The sequence below is a fragment of the Alistipes sp. AM16-43 genome, assembly GCF_003435745.1.
In the GTDB taxonomy this organism is placed as follows: domain Bacteria; phylum Bacteroidota; class Bacteroidia; order Bacteroidales; family Rikenellaceae; genus Alistipes; species Alistipes onderdonkii.
Window position 1 is genome coordinate 214361 of sequence record NZ_QTUQ01000001.1, and the last position, 19917, is coordinate 234277.

The following is a 19917-nucleotide window of genomic DNA, read 5'->3' on the forward strand; positions in this document are numbered from 1 at the left end:
AATTATTGTTGTTTCTGTGCGTCGAGCTGGCTCAGGGCGAATGCGTAGGCACCCACCGAGATGGCATTGCTCGCCCCGAGTTTCGAGATCATGACTCCGATGCGTTTCTGGGGGTCGTATGCCACGTAACGATCCGTGCCGTAAACCTTCAGCGCACGCTGGTCGCCCTTGGCGAACTCCTTGAATTCTTCCTCGTTGTCCAGGTCGTAGACCTTCATCTGCACGCGGTTCAACTCCTCGCCCGTGATGGTGTGCATCTTGCCGCGCAGTTCTTTCAGCAGACTGGGCATGATGTACTTGCGGGCTGCGGTGATGCCGCCGCCGATGACGATGAGCCCGTCCACCAGCGTCACGGCCGTTGCCATGGCGTCGCCGGCGATCTCGCCCAACTCGGCGAAGGCCTGTTTGGCCGCTTCGACATCGCCGGGACGTTTGCCGTCGGCGATCTCGCAGATGTCCTTCGGCTCGAACGCGTGTTTTACGTCGCCCGAGACCTCGCCGTAGACCCGCTTGATGGCGCGTACTGCCACGCCGTCCTCGACGATGATGTCGGGCATCTTCTTGTGTTTGAGGCAGAAGGTCTCGACACACGAGTTGTCGCCGCGGTTGAGTTGATTGTTGACCACCACACCGATGCCGAAGCCCGTGCCGAAGGTGTAGCCCACCAGGTTTTTGTAGCGTTTCGGGCAGCCCAGGGCTTCGAGCTTGGCGTTTACCTCGGGCAGGGCGCCGCCCAGTGCTTCGCCATAGGCGAACAGGTCGCCGTCGTTGTTGATGAATACCGGAATGCCGAATTTGTATTCGAGGAAGGGCCCCAGCGCCACGCCTTCGCGGAACGAGGGGAAATTGGGCAGGTAACCGCCGATGATGCCGTTGGGATAATCGGCCGGGCCCGGGAATGCGAAGCTGATGGCGACGGGTTTGGCCTCCAGTTTGTCGATCACGGCCTGGAAGCCTTCGACCATCGTTGCCAGGCATTTGTCGAGGTCGTCCGCATTCGACGGCATGGTGATGGGTTCGACGATGAATTTGTTGGCCTGCATGGCTCCGAACACGAGGTTCGTACCTCCGGCATCGAGAGTGATGACCACCCGGTTGTCGTATCTGTACATGGTTGCTATTTATTTGTTGGTTTCAGCATTTTTCTGCGCAGGAATCGGCCATGCGGTGCGTGCGGTTCATGCGGTGCGAGCCCTTCCCCGATCCTGCGGTTGCACCCGGTTGCGGAACCCCGGCTCCCGGAATCCGGTTGCGGACAGGTTCGTGCTGACTGGCTGCCCTTGGGAGTCGGAGGTTCGGTTCACTGGTTGCATTCGGTACCGGTATTTAGCCCAGCAAAGATAGTAAAAATAACCGAACGATGCGGCCTGCGGCCTGAAAGTATGCATGTCTGGTGCGATTTTTTGTGTTGCGGGCGCGAATATCCGGGCCTTTGTGCCTGCCGGCTGTTTTTCCGGCTGTCAACCTTGCTGTTTTCCGGGTGTTTTTATTACCTTTACGCACGGTAGTGCCCGGCCACAGGGAGTTCGATGTGGGGTAGCCGCGCGGCACCGGGCGCCGTATTCCGGAATTAAATCGTAATATTATGAAAATCAAGATAATGATGTTCTTAGCCACGGTGGCTCTGTTGGCTGTCGGCGCGGAAATAAGCGCCCGGAGCAGCAGCCGGGAATCCGTCCGTCCGCCTTGCCCTGCGGGGATGATACGGGCCGGCAATGCTGTCCGGACGGGATATTCCGCGGACAAGGTGCACGGCGTGCATGCGGGGGAAAACATGCCGGATTCCGCCCTGGGGATGCTGCGGCGGTTTTACGCGGAATACATAGCCGCGTGGTTGCGGAATGGTGATAATGAAGAAGGCCTGGCGATCCTGCGGCGATACCTGACCCCGCGGTTGTTCGGCCGGTTGCAGCGGATGTATGCGGAAATGGAGCTGGATTACGATCCGTTCCTGGAGGCGCAGGACTGCGATGAAAGTGTGCTGGAAAATCTCCGTATCGAAAAGGATTCCGTTCGGACGGATGTTTACCGGATCTTGCTGTGGGATAATTTCAACCGGAAATACCGGAAAGCCGAATTGCTGCTCAGGCACGGGGAGGACGGCTACCGGATCGACGGCATCCTCTCCCTGCCGGATTGCTATACCACCGATCCTGACTGAGGAATTCCAGTCCCGTTTTTATATCTTTGCACAACGAAATAATTATTCCGTTAACCCGAAAACATTACTATGAAAAGATTGCTGACCCTCGCCCTGTTCGCCGTGCTGCTGCTCCCTGCCGTTGCGCAGGAACTGACCGTAGCCACCTACAATATCCGTAACGCCAATAAAGGCGACGCCGAACGAGGCAACGGCTGGGAACGCCGCTGCCCCTGGGTATGCGGGCTGATCGAATTCCAGGGGTTCGATATTTTCGGCAGCCAGGAGGTGCTCGACGGGCAGTTGCACGATATGCTGGCGCAGCTTCCCGACTATGCCTATATCGGCGTGGGGCGCGACGACGGCAAGGCCAAAGGCGAATATTCCCCCATATTCTATAAAAAGAAGCGTTTCCGGTTGCTGGACGAAGGCCATTTCTGGCTCTCGGAAGTTACCGGCCGTCCCAACAAGGGGTGGGACGCCGCGCTGCCCCGCATTTGCACATGGGGGCATTTCCTGGACAGGCAGACCAGGCGCCGGTTCTGGTTCTTCAACCTGCATATGGATCACGTCGGTGTCCGGGCGCGCGAGGAGAGCGCCAAACTGGTCGTCGCGAAGATCCGCGAAATGTGCGGCCCCAGGGAGTTCGTGATCCTCTCGGGCGATTTCAACGTCGACCAGAACAACCCCATCTATACGACCTTCACCACCTCGGGGATACTGGCCGATTCGTATCAAACCGCGGCCAGACGCTATGCCCCGAACGGGACGTTCAACAATTTCAACCCCACGCTGAAAACCGACAGCCGTATCGACCATATTTTCGTGTCGCCTTCGGTGCGTGTGCACGATTACGGGGTGCTGACGGACACCTACCGTTCGCAGACCACCCGCAGCGACGAGGAGATCAAGTCCGGAGCATTCCCCAAGGAGGTGTCGTTGCACAGCTATGAGGCGCGGACGCCGTCGGATCATTTCCCGGTCGTCGTGCGGCTCGAATTCTGAGGAGGTTGTTCCGGCAGGGACTGATTCAAATGTAACGATAAGATGAAAAATGTATTTTTTGCCGCATTCTTCGGTGCTGCGTGTTGCCTGTCGGGATGCCGTCAGGAGGCAGCGACCCCCGCAACGGGGGAGCATTATGCGTTTGCCGAAGAGATGTTCCGCAAGGTGTGGGACATGTACCGGGTGCCGGAATACGGCCTGTTTTCGGAATATTACCCCAATAGCTACCGTCCCGATGTAAATTATTTCGACGACGGGGCGAAAAGCACGCAGGAGGTTTCCTTCCTGTGGCCCATGGACGGGGTGTTCACCTCGGCGGTCGCGCTGGCCGAAGTTGATCCGGTGAAATACGGCAGCTATGTTGATTCGATGGTGATGGCTGTTGAGCAGTATTACGACGACGGGCGCATGCCCGCCGGGTATCAGGCCTATCCTGTCAGGATGGGCAAGGTCGACCGTTATTACGACGACAACGGGCTGCTCGGCCTGGCCTACGTCGCGGCCTACGGCGTGACCCGCAATCCCGCGCACCTGGAAAAAGCCAAGCAGGTGATGACCTTCATCCTGAGCGGCTGGCGCCCCGACCACGACGGCGCCGTGTCGTGGCTCGAAGGGGTAGAGAACCAGAAGCCGGGGTGCGCCAACGGTAAGGCGATGCTGCTGGCGCTCAACCTGTACGGGGCGACGGGAGACCCCTATTACCTGACTGCCGGGCGCCGTTTCTACGACTGGATGGATGCCTACCTGCACGATCCGGAACTGGATATCGTTTGGAACTCCTGGCTCACGCAGCCCGAAGCGCGTCTGGACAAGGCGGTCTATTCCTATAATACGGGGTTGCTGCTGCAGGGTGCCGTCGCGTTGTATGGGTATACCGGCGATCGTGTTTATCTGGACAATGCCCGCCGGCTGGCCGAAGGAGCCCGGAAATTCTATTTGCCGGAGACGCCGGACGGCGCGGCCGCGAACCGTGATTTGCCGTGGTTCTATCTGGTGTTGTTGCGGGGCTACCAGGCGCTTTACGACCTCGACGGCGATCCGAAATACGTGGATATATTCATCCGCTGGATGGATTGGGCGCGCCGGAACGCACGGGATGCCGCCGGGTTGTTTTACAACGACTGGTCGGGGAAGAAAGACGAATCGGCCACGCCCAAGTGGCTGCTGGACGAGGCCTGCATCCCCGAATATTTCGTCCGTGCGGCTTTGATCCGCAGGGAAGTCGTACCGGCTGCCTTGCCCCGGTAGGGATCGTTTCGCATCGAACGGTCGGCAATATTCAGGAGCTTCACCCGTAGGAGGGGATGTGCCGGTGCGGGACGTGTGCGCTACCGGTTAACGATTGCGTGATAATTTTGTCCGGTCTGCATTTGCAGCCGAAATAAATGCTATTTTTGCCGCAAAATCCGACCGTATGAATACAAAAGCCAAAGGTTACCTCCTGGGAGCTGTCGCCGCCGCCACGTACGGCATGAATCCGCTCTTTGCCCTTCCGCTCTACAAGGCGGGGATGGATCCCGATTCGGTATTGTTCTTCCGGTACCTTTTCGCCATCCCGTTGTTGGGTACCATGCTCAAGGCGCGCGGCCGGGATTTCAAGCTGCACCGCCGTGAGATCGTGCCGCTGGTGCTCCTGGGTTTGCTGGTTGCCCTCTCGTCGCTGTCCTTGTTCTTGAGCTACAATTACATGGACGCCGGTATCGCCTCGACGCTACTGTTCGTATATCCTATTTTCGTGGCGTTGATCATGGCTTTCGGCTTCCGGGAAAAACTCTCTCCGCAGACAGCGCTGTGCATCTTGCTGGCATTGGCCGGTATCGGGCTGTTGTTCAAAGGCAGCGATGGTTCGACGCTCAATATCACGGGAACGGTTCTGGTGATGGTTTCGGCTTTGTCCTACGCAATTTATATCGTCGGCGTGAACCGCCCGGTGCTGAAATCCGTTGCGACGCTCAAGGTGACGTTCTACGTCCTGCTTTTCGGGTTGCTGCTTTACGTTGTCCGGCTGGACTTCGGCATGGCAGTCCATGTGCCCGATAAATGGTACCTTTGGGGGAACCTGCTCGCACTGGCCGTTTTCCCGACGGCGATCTCGTTTTTGTGTACTACCAGCGCCATCCAGTACATCGGTTCGACGCCGACGGCAATCCTCGGCGCCCTGGAGCCCGTCACGGCCGTCTTCTTCGGGGTGATGATCTTTGGGGAGACCCTCACGCTGCGGATATGCTGCGGCATCCTGTTGATTATCATCGCCGTGAGCCTGATCGTCGCGGGGAACCGGGTTGCGGCTTACATAGTGCGGTTCAGAAAACTTTTCCCGCGGCTTCCCCTGAAAAAGGCAGGCCGCAAAGGTTCCGACAGCCCTGACCGCCAGGGCAGGGAATAACCGGAATTGCCTTTTGGGGCCACGCATACCCTAAAATGCGTGCCGGTATCTATCCTGCGAAGCAAAAGACCGATCCGACCTTTGCAGTCAGTAATCCTGACGGTTATGAACGAAAGCGAGAACAGTGCAGTGATAATCGAAATCCGGCGAATGGTTCACGAAATGCTCCGCGAGATACGCCAAGTGAAACGGCAGCGGAATATGTTGGGCCGAAGGCCATTCTTTAAATCAACGGATATGTCCATAAAAGGCTCTTCGGTGTGGGCGAAACGGTCGGTGATTTGGAAGAAGATCGAATCGCAATACGGAGTAGTTTTTGCAGCATTACCTATCAAAAACCACCACCATGATTATGCCGAAAATTTTGATCGTAGCGACCGGAATCGGAGCCTATGCCAATGCAATTCTACCCACCGGATTATGGCTCAGCGAACTGACACACATCTATCACCGAGCGAAAGGGCTGGGCTGCAAGATAACGATCGCGAGTCCGAAAGGCGGTGAGATACCGGTCGATCCCGAGAGTTTGAAGCCGTTCACCCTCGATAAGATGTCCAAAGCATATTGGAACGACCCCGAATTTCGGGAGCTGTTGCATCATGCCCAAAGTCTCGATGAAGTTGCGGGGCGACGGTTCGACTGTGTTTATCTGGCTGGAGGACATGGTAGCATGTACGATTTCCCGGACAATGCCGTCCTGCAGGCAATTCTCAAAATGCATTTTGAAAGCGGCAAAATCGTGTCGGCGATTTGTCACGGCGTATGTGGATTGCTGAACGTCGGGCTGTCCGACGGGCAGTTGCTGGTAGCCGGTAAAAAGATCACCGGATTCAGCTGGTTCGAGGAAACCCTTGCCCGGCGCAAAAAGGTTGTTCCTTTCGACCTCGAAGCGGTGCTGAAAGAACGGGGTGCCGATTACCGGAAAGCATGGATTCCGATGACTTCGAAAGTCGTTGTCGACGGAACCCTGATCACTGGCCAGAATCCGCTCAGCTCCAAGGAAATGGCGAAAGTCGTATTGAATCACCTGACTAAAAGGGAGATCCGATGAAAAATAACCAGTTGATGATCTACGGGGCCTACGGCTATGCCGGAGAGCTGATGGTGCGCGAGGCTGTGGCACAGAGGCTCCGCCCTATTATCGCCGGGCGAGATGCCGAAAAGCTGAAACCTATCGCTACGGAACTGAGCCTCGAATGCCGGGCTTTCGGTGTACGGAATACCGGAAGCAATTTACAGGATATAAGCGTACTACTCAACTGTGCGGGGCCGTTTTCCGCCACGGCGGAGCCGCTGGCGCGAGCATGTCTTGCGCAACAGATCCACTACCTCGACATTACGGGCGAGATCGACATCTTCCGGAAATGCCATGCGCTGGATGAAGAGGCGCGGCAGCAAAACGTCCTCATTTTGCCAGGTGCCGGAACCGACATCGTGCCAACCGACTGTCTGGCGGCGATGCTTAAGGAGAAACTGCCCGTCGCCACGCGCATCGATCTGGCTCTCTCGTTCGGCACCAATCCGAGTATCGGCACGGTCAACACCATGATCGAGAGTTTCGGCAAAGGCGGGTTGATCCGCGAGGGCGGTATGCTGAAAGTCGTTTCGAATGCCTTTCAGATGCGGAAAATCCCGTTTCAGAATAAGCCCCAGTGGGCAATGACGATCCCCTGGGGGGATGTTTTCACCTCCGGAATATCTACCGGAGTTCCCGATGGCGCAGTCTATATGGCTATGCCGAGAATGAGCATCTATATGATACGATTGACCAACCCGGTCAAAGGGATTCTGAATACCCAGCTCGGGCAGAAGATCACGAAGCGTCTGGCTGGCTGGTTGATGAAAAAAGGGCCTGACGCCAAAGCGCTGGAGGCCGAGCGGGGACAATTCTGGGGCGAGGCCGAGGCTCCGGACGGCGAAAAGCTGGAGATGACGATGTCCACCCCCAATGTCTACGCTCTGACCGCCACGGTCGGCATCCGGATCGCGCAATATTGTCTGGATTATACCGGCCCGGGCGGATATTACACGCCCTCCATGTTGTTGGGAAGCCGGTTTATCGAATCGATACCGGGCATAGAAGTGCATGTGCTCAATCAAAGATTAAGAAAGATTTAGCCAAGGTTTTTTCTGTTTGTTGCAGTATCTTTCAACTGCTTTTCTGCCCCCCCCTCAGGGGCTCAAACCCTGAACCCCAACATTGAGAGTGTTGTGTCTACTTCGCGGACAAAAACGAAGTTTTTGTCCGTAACCAACTGATTTAAAGATGAATCACCCTCTCGCCGTTCGTCTGTTTTCGGCAATTTTCAGTAGCTTTGATTTCTATATAAAAAATCCCCGACCGTATGGCCGAGGATATATTTCTCAATTAGACAGAATTATTTAAGGTCTTTGGCTTTGATGCGTACGACCTTTCCATCTCGCACAACCACCAATTCGCCGTCCTCTTTTTTTGTTTTCTCAATCAGACGCTTTCGGGCAAGTAAAATCCCTGCATTGATTTTCTCCTGCATTTGTTTTATTTCAATCTCGCTCATAGTCTGCAATTGTTTTGTAGGATAACGTATCTTCTATTTGGATTGTTGTGTTTTTCTCTCCCGACGCGATGATTTTAATTTCTGCGTCCGCCGAACTATTGTCGTATATCGTCCAGAAATTACAAATCGGCGTGTAAAGTGTTACAAGATTCCTAATCCCGTTCGCATAACGACGGCGAATGACATCCGACGGGATATTATGGCCGCCCTCGCTCACGCGTGTTGCAACACGCTCGATAGCTTGTTCAGGAGTCGGTAGCCAAAAATAAAGTAGAGTTACAAAGTAGCCTTTCGCATCTGCCCGTTCGATAAATTTCACATAGGAACGAGTTGCCAGCGTCGTTTCAAATGCAAAATCCGCGCCCTCGGCAAGTAAGTCATCCATACGTTGCAACATCAGCCGCCCTGCTTCGATTGCCACGCTTTCGGGATTGAACGGCGACAGCCCTTTTGCAATTTCATCGGCATTGACGAACTCTTTGCAACCGAGCATTTCGGGCAATACGGTGTAGGATGCAGTCGTTTTCCCTGCACCGTTACAACCCGCTATGATATATAGTTTCGGCATATCGTATGAGCAAAGATAGATAATTTATATAAATTGTTCCAAATATTTCTCCTTAAACCCAGCCAGCGGGAATTTAAAATCTCTTTGCTTCCCCTCTGTTGTCGTATAGTTGATAATAACCGTATCGCTTTTTATATGCAATTCGAATAGGTTTATCTTATCGTGTCCCCATTCAAGGATATTCGGCATAAGGAGCAATATTTCTGCGTTGGATTCAGTCAATGTACATTGCATCTGTACTGTTATCTGCCCTTTGCGCTGAAAAGTTGTATATCTCTATCTGTATCGTCAGGCATGTATACATAAATCGCGGGCGTAAATTCATCGGGTTTGCGTGATATAGCCAAGCACATCCCGTAAAAGTTATCATAGGCAACGACTTTTCAAATCATCATGCGCTGTTCATCGCTGCTCTGCCGTCATTCTGTTTTTGGTATTCTGTTCATTTTAGCTAAAATTTATGTTGTTATGCTGTTGTTTGTGTTGCCCTCTTTACGCAGGAACAGTTCAAAGTCGTGAAGATATGCAAGGTCTATTTCGTCAAATCGGATATTCAGCGACCGAAATTGCGACAAACGGGATAACAACGAGCGGTGTTTGGAGGCCGAGCCGTATTTGCCGAGTGTTTCCAGCCGTTCGATGGTCTGTTTCAGATATTCACCGACCGTGCAGTTTATTTTCCGTCCGTTGGTTTCTAAAAGATTGTCGAGAGTAACCTTTACCTCTAATGCTTCCAAGCGTTTGATTTTGCGGCGGAGTGCGTCGATTTTGGTGTCGATGCGGAGTTGTAACGCCTGCAATTCGGGAGTTTGGCCCTTAACACGCTGATTTTCAAAATCCCACTCGTTAATGTTGAGTGTTACACCTGTGCTGATGTGTTTAAGTTTTCGGTTTTGTGTTAAACGCAGGTGAACGGGCGCGGCGTTTTGGCTGTTCAGTCTGTCTTTGCGAAAGACGGCGCTGATGCTGATATTCATTTGTTTGCATTGTTTTGCGCAAACAAGTTTAACCGACCGATTTAGTGTTAAACAAAGTGTTAAACATTTCCCCGAAAAGGCCCTCTTTCCCGCCCGAAAATGCCCGACGACAGGGCCGGAACACAAAAACAAAAAGACCGATAATCATTGATTATCAGTCTTTTGCTTTGTACCCCCTCAGGGGCTCGAACCCTGGACCCCAACATTAAGAGTGTCGTGCTCTACCAACTGAGCTAAAGAGGCATCAATCGTTATATCAGGTAGTTACGAATGATAGTGCGATTGATTTTCCCTTTAATGTGTACCCTATGGAGAGCCTTTTGCCAACTGCGAGTGAATAACATAGAATTGTAATTTGTTAATTGTCATTTAATTAAGAGCATGGCTCTACATTGTTCAATGTGTTTTACCCTTGTGGTTTGTCATAATTGATTCGTTTTTAGTTATTTGTGATGATTTTTAGATGTTCATAGACCCCGACATCTGTTTGAAAAAGAAAAAGGACAAACCTTGCAAAACTGCAAAGTCTGTCCTCGTAACTCGTGGAGAAAAACGCGCGGGAAAATTTTCCCCTGCTCTCTCCTTTTAAGAGAGTGTATGTTGCTTTGTTATTAGTTGAAAAAGTAAGGACAAACATTGTCAAACGGTCTAATTATAGACCCCTTGTCAAAGTCTGTCCTCTTATCTTTTATATAAACTGCTCTAAATATTTCTCGTTGAATCCAGTCAGCGGGAATTTGAATACATTCTGTTTGCCCTCCTTTGTCGTATAGTCGAATATGACCGTATCACTCTTTATATGGGCTTCAAAGAGATTGAGCATACAATTGGACTTGGGAATATCTACCATGTTGGGCAATACAATGGCGAAACAACCCTCCTCTACGGCTTTTGGATTTAGCAGATAGGAGAATCCTGCCATATAACGACCTCGTTTCTGAAAACAGATGGTCATATCTTTCGCAGGGTCGATGTCGAGTTCAAAGATATAGTGAAATTCTCGTGGTGTGGGGTCATCAGTTCTACGTCCTACGAACAGACAGACGCCGTAAATATTATCATAAGATACCCCTTTGGAGATATACGATATTTGAACATCGTCGATAGTCTCTGTGCCCGTTTTTCAATTAATGCTTGGTGTTTTTCTTTTCATTTTAGCTAAAATTTATATTGTTATTAAATGTTTGATTATGATGTAAATATACAAAAAATTTATGAAATATGCAAGTAATATAAAAAGGACAAACTTGGGCAGAACGGTATAATATAGACCGTCTGCACAAGTCTGTCCCTAATTATGCGAATACTTTACTTTACCCTTTTATAGGTGTTTGTTTCAACATATTCTGCATCTAAATTATTCTCATATAAAACGAGTTTTGCAGAGGATAGTTCTTTAATTTCAAAGGTCTGTGTATCGCCCGATGCAGTTATTGTTAACGTCTTTCCCGAAATAGAGTAGGTAATAGGGGTTGATTCTTCGGGAGTGGTGGAATTGGTATATGTTGCATAATACGTTCCCTTGCCATCTTCATTGAAAATGTACCCTGTGTAGTAACCATCGTCGGGAAATGTCTTGTCGAAATCATACTGTTCTCCTGCCTCAATTACGTAACCGACAGAATGGGTTAATTGCCATTCTCCGACAATGGACGCTTCATCCTTATCATCGGAACAAGCCGAGAAAGAAACAGCCACAAACATAGCGGCCACAATAAGAAACAACTTTTTCATAGTTGCAATAAGTTTAGGTTGTCGCTCTTGCACCTATGCGACGATTAATTTTTGGATTTAATGAAACAGAAAGCGTGGTGCCGAAAACTTATTTAGTCAAACAGGTCGTAGGAAACCCAAGGTATAAATAAACTTTCAGCGGATTAGCAGGATAGCGCAACGAGAGGTGTAAAGTGTTGGCTTGTAATTAATAGCGCGTTAATTTGCGTTATGCGGAAATTGGTTCGATACGGTTTTACAGCCTATCGCCGACAAAGAATCGTTACCAGATCATTACGCGGAATTTACTTCGCTATTGAAGCGTAACACATTCTTTTTCTGTGTTTTGCACAATTTTACATCTTGACAAACGGCCCGACAGGTATTAACTTTGTAACCAAAAATCGGGTTTATTATGCGAAGCACGTTTCGGGTCTTATTTTACGTGAAGAAAGGCAGCGCCCGCCCCAACGGCGATCTGCCTTTGATGTGCCGTCTTACAGTAGATGGCGAGGTCAAACAATTCAGTTGCAAAATGGACGTTCCTCCGCGTTTATGGGATGTCAAGAACGGCCGGGCGACGGGCAAGAGCGTCGAGGCCATGCAAATCAATCTTGCCGTCGATAAAATCCGCGTCGAGGTGAACCGCCGCTATCAGGAGTTGATGCAGTCGGACGGCTATGTCACGGCCGCCAAACTGCGGGATGCCTACCTCGGTATCGGAGTAAAGCAGGAAACGCTGTTGAAACTCTTCGAACAGCACAATGTCGAATACCGGAAAAAGGTAGGTTTCAGTCGTGAGATCGCCACGTGGAAAAAGTACTGCTGCGTGTGTAAGCGCGTGCGGGAGTTCCTCGCCCATACCTACCACCGGGAGGACATCCCGCTGAAAGAACTGAACCTTACCTTTATCAACGATTTCGAGTATTTCCTGCGCACGGAGAAGAAATGCCGCACAAATACCGTGTGGGGCTACATGATCGTCTTGAAACATATCGTCGCCATTGCCCGCAACGACGGGCGCCTGCCGTTCAACCCGTTTTCGGGCTATATCAACTCTCCCGAAAGCGTGGACAGGGGTTATCTCTCGCAAGAGGAGATCAAGGCCGTGATGAACTATAAAACGGCCAACAAGGCGCATGCCCGCATCCGCGATCTGTTCGTCTTCTCCATCTTCACGGGGCTGGCTTATGCCGACGTGAAAGGGCTGACCACGGACAACCTTCAAACTATGTTCGACGGTAACCTGTGGATCATCACGCGACGTAAGAAAACCAATACCGAAAGCCGTATCCGCCTGCTGGATATTCCCAAACGCATCATCGAGAAATACGCGGATCAGCGGCTCGACAACCATGTCTTTTATATGCCGTGCAACTGCCATTGCAACGACATCCTGCGCGAGATCGGCAAGCAATGCGGCATTAAAAACAAACTGACCTTCCACGTCGGGCGGCATACCTTCGCCACAACCATCACGCTCTCGCAGGGTATGCCTATCGAAACCGTCAGCTGCCTGTTGGGGCATACGAACATCAAGACCACCCAAATCTACGCGAAGATCACCAATGAAAAGATAAGCCGCGACATGTCGGCGCTCACCGAACGCCTCGGCGACAAATACCGTCTGGCGGAGTAACAGCCCTTCCGCCCTTGTGCGCCCTTCGGGATTTACGGAGGATCCCTCCGGGCGCACAGGGGCACGGGCTTCCGGGCCGTCGGTTCGCTTTCATCGGCTTCCCCTGCTGACGGACATGACGGCGGCACCGTCGCCCACCCATCGGCCGCTTCGCGCCCGCGCCTTTTTACAAAAGGCATAGCCTATTAGGGCATTTTCTTTCCGCATTGCTCCGCAACGCTGAAAATGCCCCATTAGGCCAAAGGGGCGGCGCCCCTCTGGACACCCCTTGCGGCGGCAACTCCGCAAGCCGGACGGCCGGGACAACTCCGAATCCTTATCCGCTTCGCTCCGATGCCGCCGAGAACAGATTATCCAAACCACCTGAAACTATACCGCTATGGGCTATGTCGTATTGCATATCGAGAAGGCAGCCGGAACGGACGCCGCCATGTCGGGACACGTCGAGCGGAGAATAACACCCGCCAACGTCATAACGACACTTACCTACCTGAACGAAGAATTAGTAGAGTTCCCCAAAGGAGTTACCAACCGTACCGAAGCGATCCAGCACCGGCTGGACAATGCAGGACTGGAACGCAAGATCGGAAAGAACCAAGTAAGGGCGTTGCGTGTCATGCTCTCCGGAAGCCCCGAAGATATGAAGCGTATCCGGCAGGCCGGACAGTTGGATGCTTGGGCCAAGGATTCCTGCGGCTGGCTGCAAAAGACCTTCGGAAAGGAAAACGTTGTGTCGGCAGTCCTGCATCTGGACGAGAAAACACCACATATACACGCGACCGTCGTGCCGATCACACGGGGCGAACGCAGAAAAGCCAAGCTGGAGCGGGAGAAGAACGCCCAAAGCGGAAAGAGAACCTATCGCACTAAGAAAGACCGCCCGCGTCTATGTGCCGACGATGTGATGGCACGGGACAAACTCAAAGCCTACCAGACCACCTATGCCGAAGCGATGGCCAAATACGGACTGCAACGCGGCGTCGAGGGATCGGAAGCAAAACATATTTCCACGCAGCAGTATTACCGCGAGGTGTTCGTCCGGAAAAATGAAATGGCCGAACAGATCGAGAATCTGAAAGAACAGCAAAAGACGCTCACGGTAGATATTGCCGCACTCCAAGCACAGCAACGAGCCGCGCAGACAGACTGCAACATTATCGACGAACAGCGGAGGAAGAAGAAAGAAGAATTGGAGAAAGCCGAAACGGAGTTGGCACAGACGCGGCGGGAGATCAAGACCGACAAACTCAAAGGCGTGGCCGTGGATGCCACGACGAAAGCCGTAGAAAGGATCGGAGCGTTATTCCACGACCCCAAGCCCGCGAGGTATGAAAAACAGATTGCAGATTTGCAAGGGGTAATTGCCGACAAGGATAAGTGCATCGGGCAACTGCAACAAGAGATCAAGACCATGCAGGCCGGACACGATAAAGAGGTGGCCAACCTTAAACAGGAAGCACAACAAGTCATAAAAGCCTTGATGCGTGTCGATGAGTTGTGTCCCTATGTAAAGGGGCTGTTGAAATGGGAAAATTACTGCAAGGATGTCGGGTTGGACAAGGAGCGGACCAAAGCGTTGTTTACGATGCAACCTTACAGATATACGGGCGAGCTGCATTCGATAAGGTATAATCATACGTTTCGGGCGAACGATGTCATTCTCCAATTCAAACCCGACAAGGACGGGCCGAGCGGGTTCCAGTTCACCATAAACGGAAAGGACTGCGACGAGTGGTTCAGACAGCAACGAAAGGAGTTTTACGAGCGGATAGGAATTGACATCGAACAAACGGAGCAAAGGCGCGGGATGAAGATGTAACCACGAGCGGGACGGAACCAAAAGGCCGTCCCGTTGTTGTTTTAGGACGGCGTATTCCGTTAAAGCCAGAACATGGGCTATTCGGGCGGCATAAACCCTACGGCACAAAAAGTGCCCGCAACATATTGCGGATTCGAATTTTTTGTGCTACCTTTGGGACAAGCGATCCGCTGTAAAGGCGTGAATCGCGTTGCTGTTTGCGTAAATGTAGGAAGTCTTAGATGACGGTTTGTTAATCTGTTAATATTCAGAAATTTAAATCGAAATATCGCTCTAATAAGCAACAATACAGACACAAAATTAAGGATTTAAGCGATTAATTGCTTTTTTACTTTGCAGTTGTTTTCTGTCTTTTCACTTGTTGGCATTCGCAGACTTTTTTAGCAATGATGCTCGACTTGCATACGCTCATTTTCGTTTCATGGCTACGACTGCAAAATCGCATAGCCTATTATTGCATCCAAAAGAGAAAGGAGACAAAGCGCTATTTCATCTCGGATTCTCCACATCATCTTGTTCTCGGCTATGATTGCTTTTTACGGCATAGGCATACCGAAAAACAAATATGCCTTTCTAAATATAGTTTACTTCAGTTTAGCATATATATGGCTAACCGACCAAACTAAACCGAATTTCCGGCTTCTTTCCTCTCTGCTTTCTGAAAACGCACAGCCAAAAGAGAAGACAATATTTCTGCGTATTTTCTCTTTTCGCTGCAATCTTGTTAACGATACTCCATATTTTCATGGAATCATCCACATATCGAGGGTTGAGCTGGACTAAGGCTCGAACTTTATAAGGAGTTAAGCGAGAAACAGTAGGTCTTCTTAGAATTGAAAAGAGGATTGGGGAATGCGCAATTCTCCAACCCTCTTTATATATCGGCCATTGCCGGTTTTGGGGGCACTGCAAGTACAATGACAACTTCTTCACTGTAAGTGCAATTTCTTCCGATTTTGGTTAGCATCTTTGCCGATTATATAAGCACAACGGGCAAGCCCATTGTCCACTGAAATCTTTTCGGGGTAGCCTAATACCCCAGTCGGCTTGCGCCATCGGGCAAATTGCCTATCCTCTGCAAGCAGAGAAAGTCTTTTGTGGCCGTTGAATCTCGAAGCGAGAGTGGCAAGCTCCAACTCAAGGCAACAAAGGTTATATATCGTTTCTATAGCATAAGATCAGAAATACGAAAGTTCCATTCACAATTCTGCCAGACAATTTTTGATATGAAATAATGACCATTCTTTTAATGCCCCCAGATTCTCTACTCAGTTTACTCTACATCTTAACGATGGAATAATATTGATAAAATTTCTGACTGCACTTTGTCTGTGATAGCTTTGCCACATATTGAATTTAATTCTTGGTCGCAAACAGAAATTCCGTCAAGGCAACTCCTTCCTAATGCACTATCTTCCGACGTGTAATAGCCTTTGGTAAGTTCATTCCAAAAGAGCCAATTAGCGATTGCCTGATATTGGTTCCTAATACTCAGTATACGTCGTATTTTATCATACAACTCCATTCCTTTCCTAAAATCATCCCATGCCTTTATGCGGTCATCATTAATTGATGCGACTTTAATCATTGCATCAGAAAAATCTTTTATTTTCATAATTAATAACCCTCTTTACTTAGAATCTTTATATGAATTATGCTTCATTGATTCATCAAATTCTTTTTTAAGTTTGTATAACTCTGATTTAGGGTCTGCAATATCGCCTCGATAATTCTTATAGAACTGTAATATATGCAGATATTTCTTATTGTCTGTCAATTCTTCTATATGATTGAAATCATTCTTGAAAATTATCGGATATAGCTCCGTTCGTTCTTCATCAGTCAATTCCAACATGGCTTTGCGCCATTCCTGTGTATATCCCAAATGCTCAAAGAAAAATCGGAACAACAGGAATGTTTCAGGCATAATGAGCAACTCCATATATTCCCTTTCATTTCGACCGAAAGCTTTCTCGAAGAACGAAACACCTCTGCCTATTTTCCCTTTTGTAGCATTGAGAATAGCCTGAACTGCGCGAATATACTTACGATTCCAATATTTGCCTATGTAATCTCTGTCGTGGCTATGTTCACCTGTAATCGGGTGATACTTCATCGGGAATGAGTATATGCTAACATTCAGGTTCTCACATAAATCCACATTTATTCGCATACGATGATACAACTCTTCCGGCTTATCGGTAAAATTGTAGAGAAGGTAATTGGAAAAATCTTTCATTCCATACTCCTCGCTCATCGTAAGCGCTTTAGTATATTCCGGCTCCGTTTTAATGTTATCGAAAGCGATACGAAGAGGACGAACTGGGATCTCTGCTAATAGTTTAACAATGCGACGACTGAATAATCTTGCATCAACACCTTGGTTAAAGTCCACGAAACGCAGACGACCTAACCGCTTCTTGAACTTGACATCGAAATAGGGTGCAAAATCTTTGTATGTGGCGATCAAAGCTTCTCGCGTGCAGGTTTCGGGATGCAGGAAACCATTCTTTTCCCGTAATGCGTATATTTCAGTCCTTGTTTTCTCGTTGAACGATTTATAGTTATTCAGTTCTTGGAGTAACTTGAATGATTTGCGAATATATGCACGGTTATTGATTCCCAAACGAAGATTTCTGGTAGCAATTGTATACCAGTTTGGCTCATAATATTTAGCACCTTTGGTAAATCCGCAAGATTTGATATCTTCAATGATGTCTTCTAATCTGTTAGAGGCTAACACATTATTATCCATCAGCAAAAGATTCTGCTGCTCGCCATATAACTTTCGTGTTCGGTCGATACGTTTCCGTAAAGGTAAATATTCTTGATATTCCGGCTCGATTCGCCAAACGGCACAAAAGGAGCATTTTCGTATACACCCTCTTGTAGAGTAACTGTAATATGCGCCACTATCGGGATAAGCATAATCTATCTCGTCAAGAATAGAATAATCCAAAGGTAGTTCATCAATGATATAAGGATTGTCCTTGTCAATGTCTTTATATGGTGTATGGAGTGTGCCGATATGAGGACGAATACCTGTCGCCTTTTCAATCTCATCGGGTTGGATAGATGCCATTACACCTCCAACCATAATGTTTTTCGGATCTTTCGCCATCAATTTTGCAAACTCAATAGTCTCAATGGTGATATCCCAATAGAAAGTAAATAACGTTGTTACTCCAACCCAATCCCAACGAGGGTATTTCTTATACTCTCCTGAATGATAGAATTTCTTATAATATTCGACCCAAGGCTCTAATATCGGTGCAATCTCAGAATCCTCAATGCCCACTTGTTTTAAATATTCATGCTTCCTATACCTAATGTATAGAGCGATTTTGTCTGAGCGTAGTTTCCAGTTTATGGAGCCGTCAAGATATGACAGTTTTGCCACGCATTCCTCGGTGATTTGATGGATAACAAACTCTTTCAAATCTCCTTTGTAAAAGACAACATCATCTCCTCGCAACCTAAAATAGGTTGCGAGTTTCATTAGCCCAATTGGCGGGAATTTATTCTTGTAGTTGGGCTCAAGCAGTAATACCCGGCGACTCATCGCGTCAAATCCTCCTCGATAACTTTTATCATAGCCTCTCTCTGACGTTCATCAGGTATAGCGTTTGCAATAGACGCATATATTCGTCCAATGAGTTTCCGTTCAGCCTTACTATACTTTGAGTAAATAGGACTATCTGTTCTGTATTTTGTTTTAGGAGCTGTTTCAGGCTCGTTTGCTTGTGATGCTTTTGTTGAAGATAATCCGTTATGCAATTTATCAGAAGTAGGTATTAACTTGTCGATAATTTTCCCCAACGGAGAATCTGAATCTTCAATTTTAGCGCGTCTTTTCTCTAATTGCTTTATAGCTTTTTCGGACTTCTTCTTATATTCTTCGAGCTGTTGCATTAAATCAACATGCTCTTTTTTTGAAATATAATCACTCTTGTCTTTTAATCTCTCTTCAAGTTCCTCTGCCTTGTCAATAATTTTCAGGTTGTTTCTTATGTCAGATGCATCATAACACATATCTTTAAGATGCATAAAATCATATCTCACGCGCTTCTCGAACTCATAGAGATATGTGTTCTCTCCAAAATAATCTCGACGAGAATTTGGAATAAGATATTTGCTTGTGGCGTGAATTTCGCCAAAATAGTAAAAAGAGAATCTTTGATCAGTTGTTGCAAAAAATTTCTTACAGATTTCCTCATCACCAATCTGAATATTTTCTTTCCGCAAACGAATACCTCGTGCAATATTTATTCGCTCCATTTGTCCACCCAAATGAGATAGTGAATACCAGCCCCAATAGACTATATTGCCATCACTATCTTTTGATAGTAAGAAATCGACTCCAAGTATGTCATCGACCGCTTTTTTGCTTCCTGGAATTTCTTTGTATATATGTGTTGTATATGGCTTATAAATCTGTTCTTCGTTAACGTATATATTATATGTATCAACTTTTAATCCATTGTCTTTTATGAATTTATTGATCTGAGAGCGATATATGAATTGCGAAGATATATCAACTGGTGCGACCATAGAGAGATAATTCTTGACGCGCTCAACATTGAGTAATTCGTCAGAAGTTACATTCTCAAGAATAACCTTGAAATAATGTTTATCCGCAGCCTCTTTTTTTGTGATAGTATCTGTTACACGAGCCAAAACATCAACCGCCTCTTCCGAATTGTCGCGGTCATTGATTATTTGCTTTAAGAGGTTGGCGTCCCAAATCATAATTGATTTGACCTCCTCGCCGGCGAATGTCGTTTCGAATATAAGCTTTGAGCAATAACCCAATCCTCCTAATCGACCAATGCCTCGAAATCCTTTATCTTCCCCTCGCTTCTTTGTCGAATGAGCAATATTTCTCAGGATAGGAACGACTTTGTCTGATGATATACCTGTTGCGTTGTCTTCAATAACAATACAACGTTCTTCGGGGTTAATAGTAATGTGAATCTCATCTTCACCTGCATTTATCAATTTCTCAGCGACAGCCTTATCAACTTGGTCTGCAGAGTTCTGTATATACTCTCGATATATGAATCGACAATCTTCATACATACCGAGAGTTAAGGATTCTATAACATCTTTTCCTATTCTTGGGTTATCAGTCAT

General features: G+C 48.6%; 17 protein-coding genes and 1 tRNA gene. 8 read left to right on the plus strand and 10 right to left on the minus strand.

Annotated elements, in window-relative coordinates; genetic code table 11:
• Positions 1-2: 2 nt before the first annotated feature.
• Positions 3-1112, minus strand: a complete 1110-nt coding sequence (locus DW189_RS00855) for an ROK family protein (RefSeq protein WP_022333557.1) — start codon at positions 1110-1112, stop codon at positions 3-5.
• Between the two features lie 473 nt (positions 1113-1585).
• Here DW189_RS00855 and DW189_RS00860 point away from each other — a divergent pair, with 473 nt between their 5' ends.
• The 6 genes from DW189_RS00860 (at position 1586) to DW189_RS00885 (ending at position 7649) form a co-directional block, all read left to right on the plus strand.
• Entirely contained in the window at positions 1586-2161 is a 576-nt protein-coding gene (locus tag DW189_RS00860) for a DUF3828 domain-containing protein (RefSeq protein ID WP_117506538.1), read from the plus strand.
• 69 nt (positions 2162-2230) lie between these two features.
• Positions 2231-3145: an endonuclease/exonuclease/phosphatase family protein gene (locus DW189_RS00865; protein ID WP_117506539.1), complete on the plus strand. Its 915-nt coding sequence runs from the start codon at positions 2231-2233 to the stop codon at positions 3143-3145.
• A gap of 42 nt (positions 3146-3187) precedes the next feature.
• Positions 3188-4393, plus strand: a complete 1206-nt coding sequence (locus DW189_RS00870) for a glycoside hydrolase family 76 protein (RefSeq protein ID WP_117506540.1) — start codon at positions 3188-3190, stop codon at positions 4391-4393.
• Positions 4394-4559: 166 nt separating this feature from the next.
• Positions 4560-5531 carry a DMT family transporter gene (locus tag DW189_RS00875; RefSeq protein ID WP_117506541.1) on the plus strand — a complete coding sequence of 324 codons (972 nt, stop codon included), beginning with the start codon at positions 4560-4562 and terminating at the stop codon, positions 5529-5531.
• Between the two features lie 346 nt (positions 5532-5877).
• Positions 5878-6582, plus strand: coding sequence for a type 1 glutamine amidotransferase domain-containing protein (locus DW189_RS00880; RefSeq protein WP_117506542.1), 705 nt, complete (start codon positions 5878-5880; stop codon positions 6580-6582).
• Complete coding sequence (locus tag DW189_RS00885; RefSeq protein WP_117506543.1) at positions 6579-7649, plus strand: saccharopine dehydrogenase family protein; 1071 nt, start codon at positions 6579-6581, stop codon at positions 7647-7649. The genes DW189_RS00880 and DW189_RS00885 overlap by 4 nt, the downstream gene beginning before the upstream one ends.
• Before the next feature lie 260 nt (positions 7650-7909).
• On the opposite strand, the gene DW189_RS14330 is transcribed toward DW189_RS00885, so the two are convergent.
• The 6 genes from DW189_RS14330 to DW189_RS00915 form a co-directional block, all read right to left on the minus strand.
• Positions 7910-8068, minus strand: coding sequence for a hypothetical protein (locus tag DW189_RS14330; RefSeq protein WP_022333564.1), 159 nt, complete (start codon positions 8066-8068; stop codon positions 7910-7912).
• Positions 8055-8636, minus strand: coding sequence for a zeta toxin family protein (locus DW189_RS00890; RefSeq protein WP_117506544.1), 582 nt, complete (start codon positions 8634-8636; stop codon positions 8055-8057). The genes DW189_RS14330 and DW189_RS00890 overlap by 14 nt, the downstream gene beginning before the upstream one ends.
• A 458-nt stretch (positions 8637-9094) precedes the next feature.
• A complete protein-coding gene (locus tag DW189_RS00900; RefSeq protein WP_232045601.1) occupies positions 9095-9613 on the minus strand; it encodes a phage integrase SAM-like domain-containing protein in 519 nt (172 codons plus the stop codon).
• A 170-nt stretch (positions 9614-9783) separates the two neighbouring features.
• Positions 9784-9856, minus strand: a tRNA-Lys gene (locus tag DW189_RS00905).
• A gap of 445 nt (positions 9857-10301) precedes the next feature.
• On the minus strand, positions 10302-10535 hold the full coding sequence (locus DW189_RS00910; protein ID WP_117506546.1) for a hypothetical protein: 234 nt from the start codon (positions 10533-10535) through the stop codon (positions 10302-10304).
• Between the two features lie 386 nt (positions 10536-10921).
• Positions 10922-11347, minus strand: coding sequence for a lipocalin family protein (locus DW189_RS00915; RefSeq protein WP_117506547.1), 426 nt, complete (start codon positions 11345-11347; stop codon positions 10922-10924).
• Between the two features lie 394 nt (positions 11348-11741).
• Between DW189_RS00915 and DW189_RS00920 the strand changes: the two genes are divergently transcribed.
• Both DW189_RS00920 and mobV read left to right on the plus strand, forming a co-directional pair.
• A complete protein-coding gene (locus tag DW189_RS00920; protein ID WP_117506548.1) occupies positions 11742-12965 on the plus strand; it encodes a site-specific integrase in 1224 nt (407 codons plus the stop codon).
• 379 nt (positions 12966-13344) lie between these two features.
• Entirely contained in the window at positions 13345-14784 is a 1440-nt protein-coding gene (gene mobV / locus DW189_RS00925) for a MobV family relaxase (protein ID WP_009599016.1), read from the plus strand.
• 1285 nt (positions 14785-16069) lie between these two features.
• On the opposite strand, the gene DW189_RS00935 is transcribed toward mobV, so the two are convergent.
• Genes DW189_RS00935 through DW189_RS00945 form a run of 3 tightly spaced genes read right to left on the minus strand, consistent with a single transcriptional unit; the run spans position 16070 to position 19917 of the window.
• Positions 16070-16399 (minus strand): hypothetical protein, encoded by a 330-nt coding sequence (locus DW189_RS00935; protein WP_141417879.1) that lies wholly within the window; start codon positions 16397-16399, stop codon positions 16070-16072.
• 15 nt (positions 16400-16414) lie between these two features.
• Positions 16415-18283, minus strand: coding sequence for a cobalamin B12-binding domain-containing protein (locus DW189_RS00940; RefSeq protein ID WP_232045482.1), 1869 nt, complete (start codon positions 18281-18283; stop codon positions 16415-16417).
• A 59-nt stretch (positions 18284-18342) separates the two neighbouring features.
• Positions 18343-19917: an ATP-binding protein gene (locus tag DW189_RS00945; RefSeq protein WP_117506552.1), complete on the minus strand. Its 1575-nt coding sequence runs from the start codon at positions 19915-19917 to the stop codon at positions 18343-18345.

Excerpts from the sequence above, each read along its gene's own strand:
- DW189_RS00855 (WP_022333557.1), bottom strand. The coding sequence starts at position 1,112 with ATGTACAGATACGACAACCGGGTGGTCATCACTCTCGATGCCGGAGGT.
- DW189_RS00860 (WP_117506538.1), top strand. The coding sequence starts at position 1,586 with ATGAAAATCAAGATAATGATGTTCTTAGCCACGGTGGCTCTGTTGGCT.
- DW189_RS00865 (WP_117506539.1), top strand. The coding sequence starts at position 2,231 with ATGAAAAGATTGCTGACCCTCGCCCTGTTCGCCGTGCTGCTGCTCCCT.
- DW189_RS00870 (WP_117506540.1), top strand. The coding sequence starts at position 3,188 with ATGAAAAATGTATTTTTTGCCGCATTCTTCGGTGCTGCGTGTTGCCTG.
- DW189_RS00875 (WP_117506541.1), top strand. The coding sequence starts at position 4,560 with ATGAATACAAAAGCCAAAGGTTACCTCCTGGGAGCTGTCGCCGCCGCC.
- DW189_RS00880 (WP_117506542.1), top strand. The coding sequence starts at position 5,878 with ATGATTATGCCGAAAATTTTGATCGTAGCGACCGGAATCGGAGCCTAT.
- DW189_RS00885 (WP_117506543.1), top strand. The coding sequence starts at position 6,579 with ATGAAAAATAACCAGTTGATGATCTACGGGGCCTACGGCTATGCCGGA.
- DW189_RS14330 (WP_022333564.1), bottom strand. The coding sequence starts at position 8,068 with ATGAGCGAGATTGAAATAAAACAAATGCAGGAGAAAATCAATGCAGGG.
- DW189_RS00890 (WP_117506544.1), bottom strand. The coding sequence starts at position 8,636 with ATGCCGAAACTATATATCATAGCGGGTTGTAACGGTGCAGGGAAAACG.
- DW189_RS00900 (WP_232045601.1), bottom strand. The coding sequence starts at position 9,613 with ATGAATATCAGCATCAGCGCCGTCTTTCGCAAAGACAGACTGAACAGC.
- DW189_RS00910 (WP_117506546.1), bottom strand. The coding sequence starts at position 10,535 with ATGGCAGGATTCTCCTATCTGCTAAATCCAAAAGCCGTAGAGGAGGGT.
- DW189_RS00915 (WP_117506547.1), bottom strand. The coding sequence starts at position 11,347 with ATGAAAAAGTTGTTTCTTATTGTGGCCGCTATGTTTGTGGCTGTTTCT.
- DW189_RS00920 (WP_117506548.1), top strand. The coding sequence starts at position 11,742 with ATGCGAAGCACGTTTCGGGTCTTATTTTACGTGAAGAAAGGCAGCGCC.
- mobV (WP_009599016.1), top strand. The coding sequence starts at position 13,345 with ATGGGCTATGTCGTATTGCATATCGAGAAGGCAGCCGGAACGGACGCC.
- DW189_RS00935 (WP_141417879.1), bottom strand. The coding sequence starts at position 16,399 with ATGAAAATAAAAGATTTTTCTGATGCAATGATTAAAGTCGCATCAATT.
- DW189_RS00940 (WP_232045482.1), bottom strand. The coding sequence starts at position 18,283 with ATGAAACTCGCAACCTATTTTAGGTTGCGAGGAGATGATGTTGTCTTT.
- DW189_RS00945 (WP_117506552.1), bottom strand. The coding sequence starts at position 19,917 with ATGACTGATAACCCAAGAATAGGAAAAGATGTTATAGAATCCTTAACT.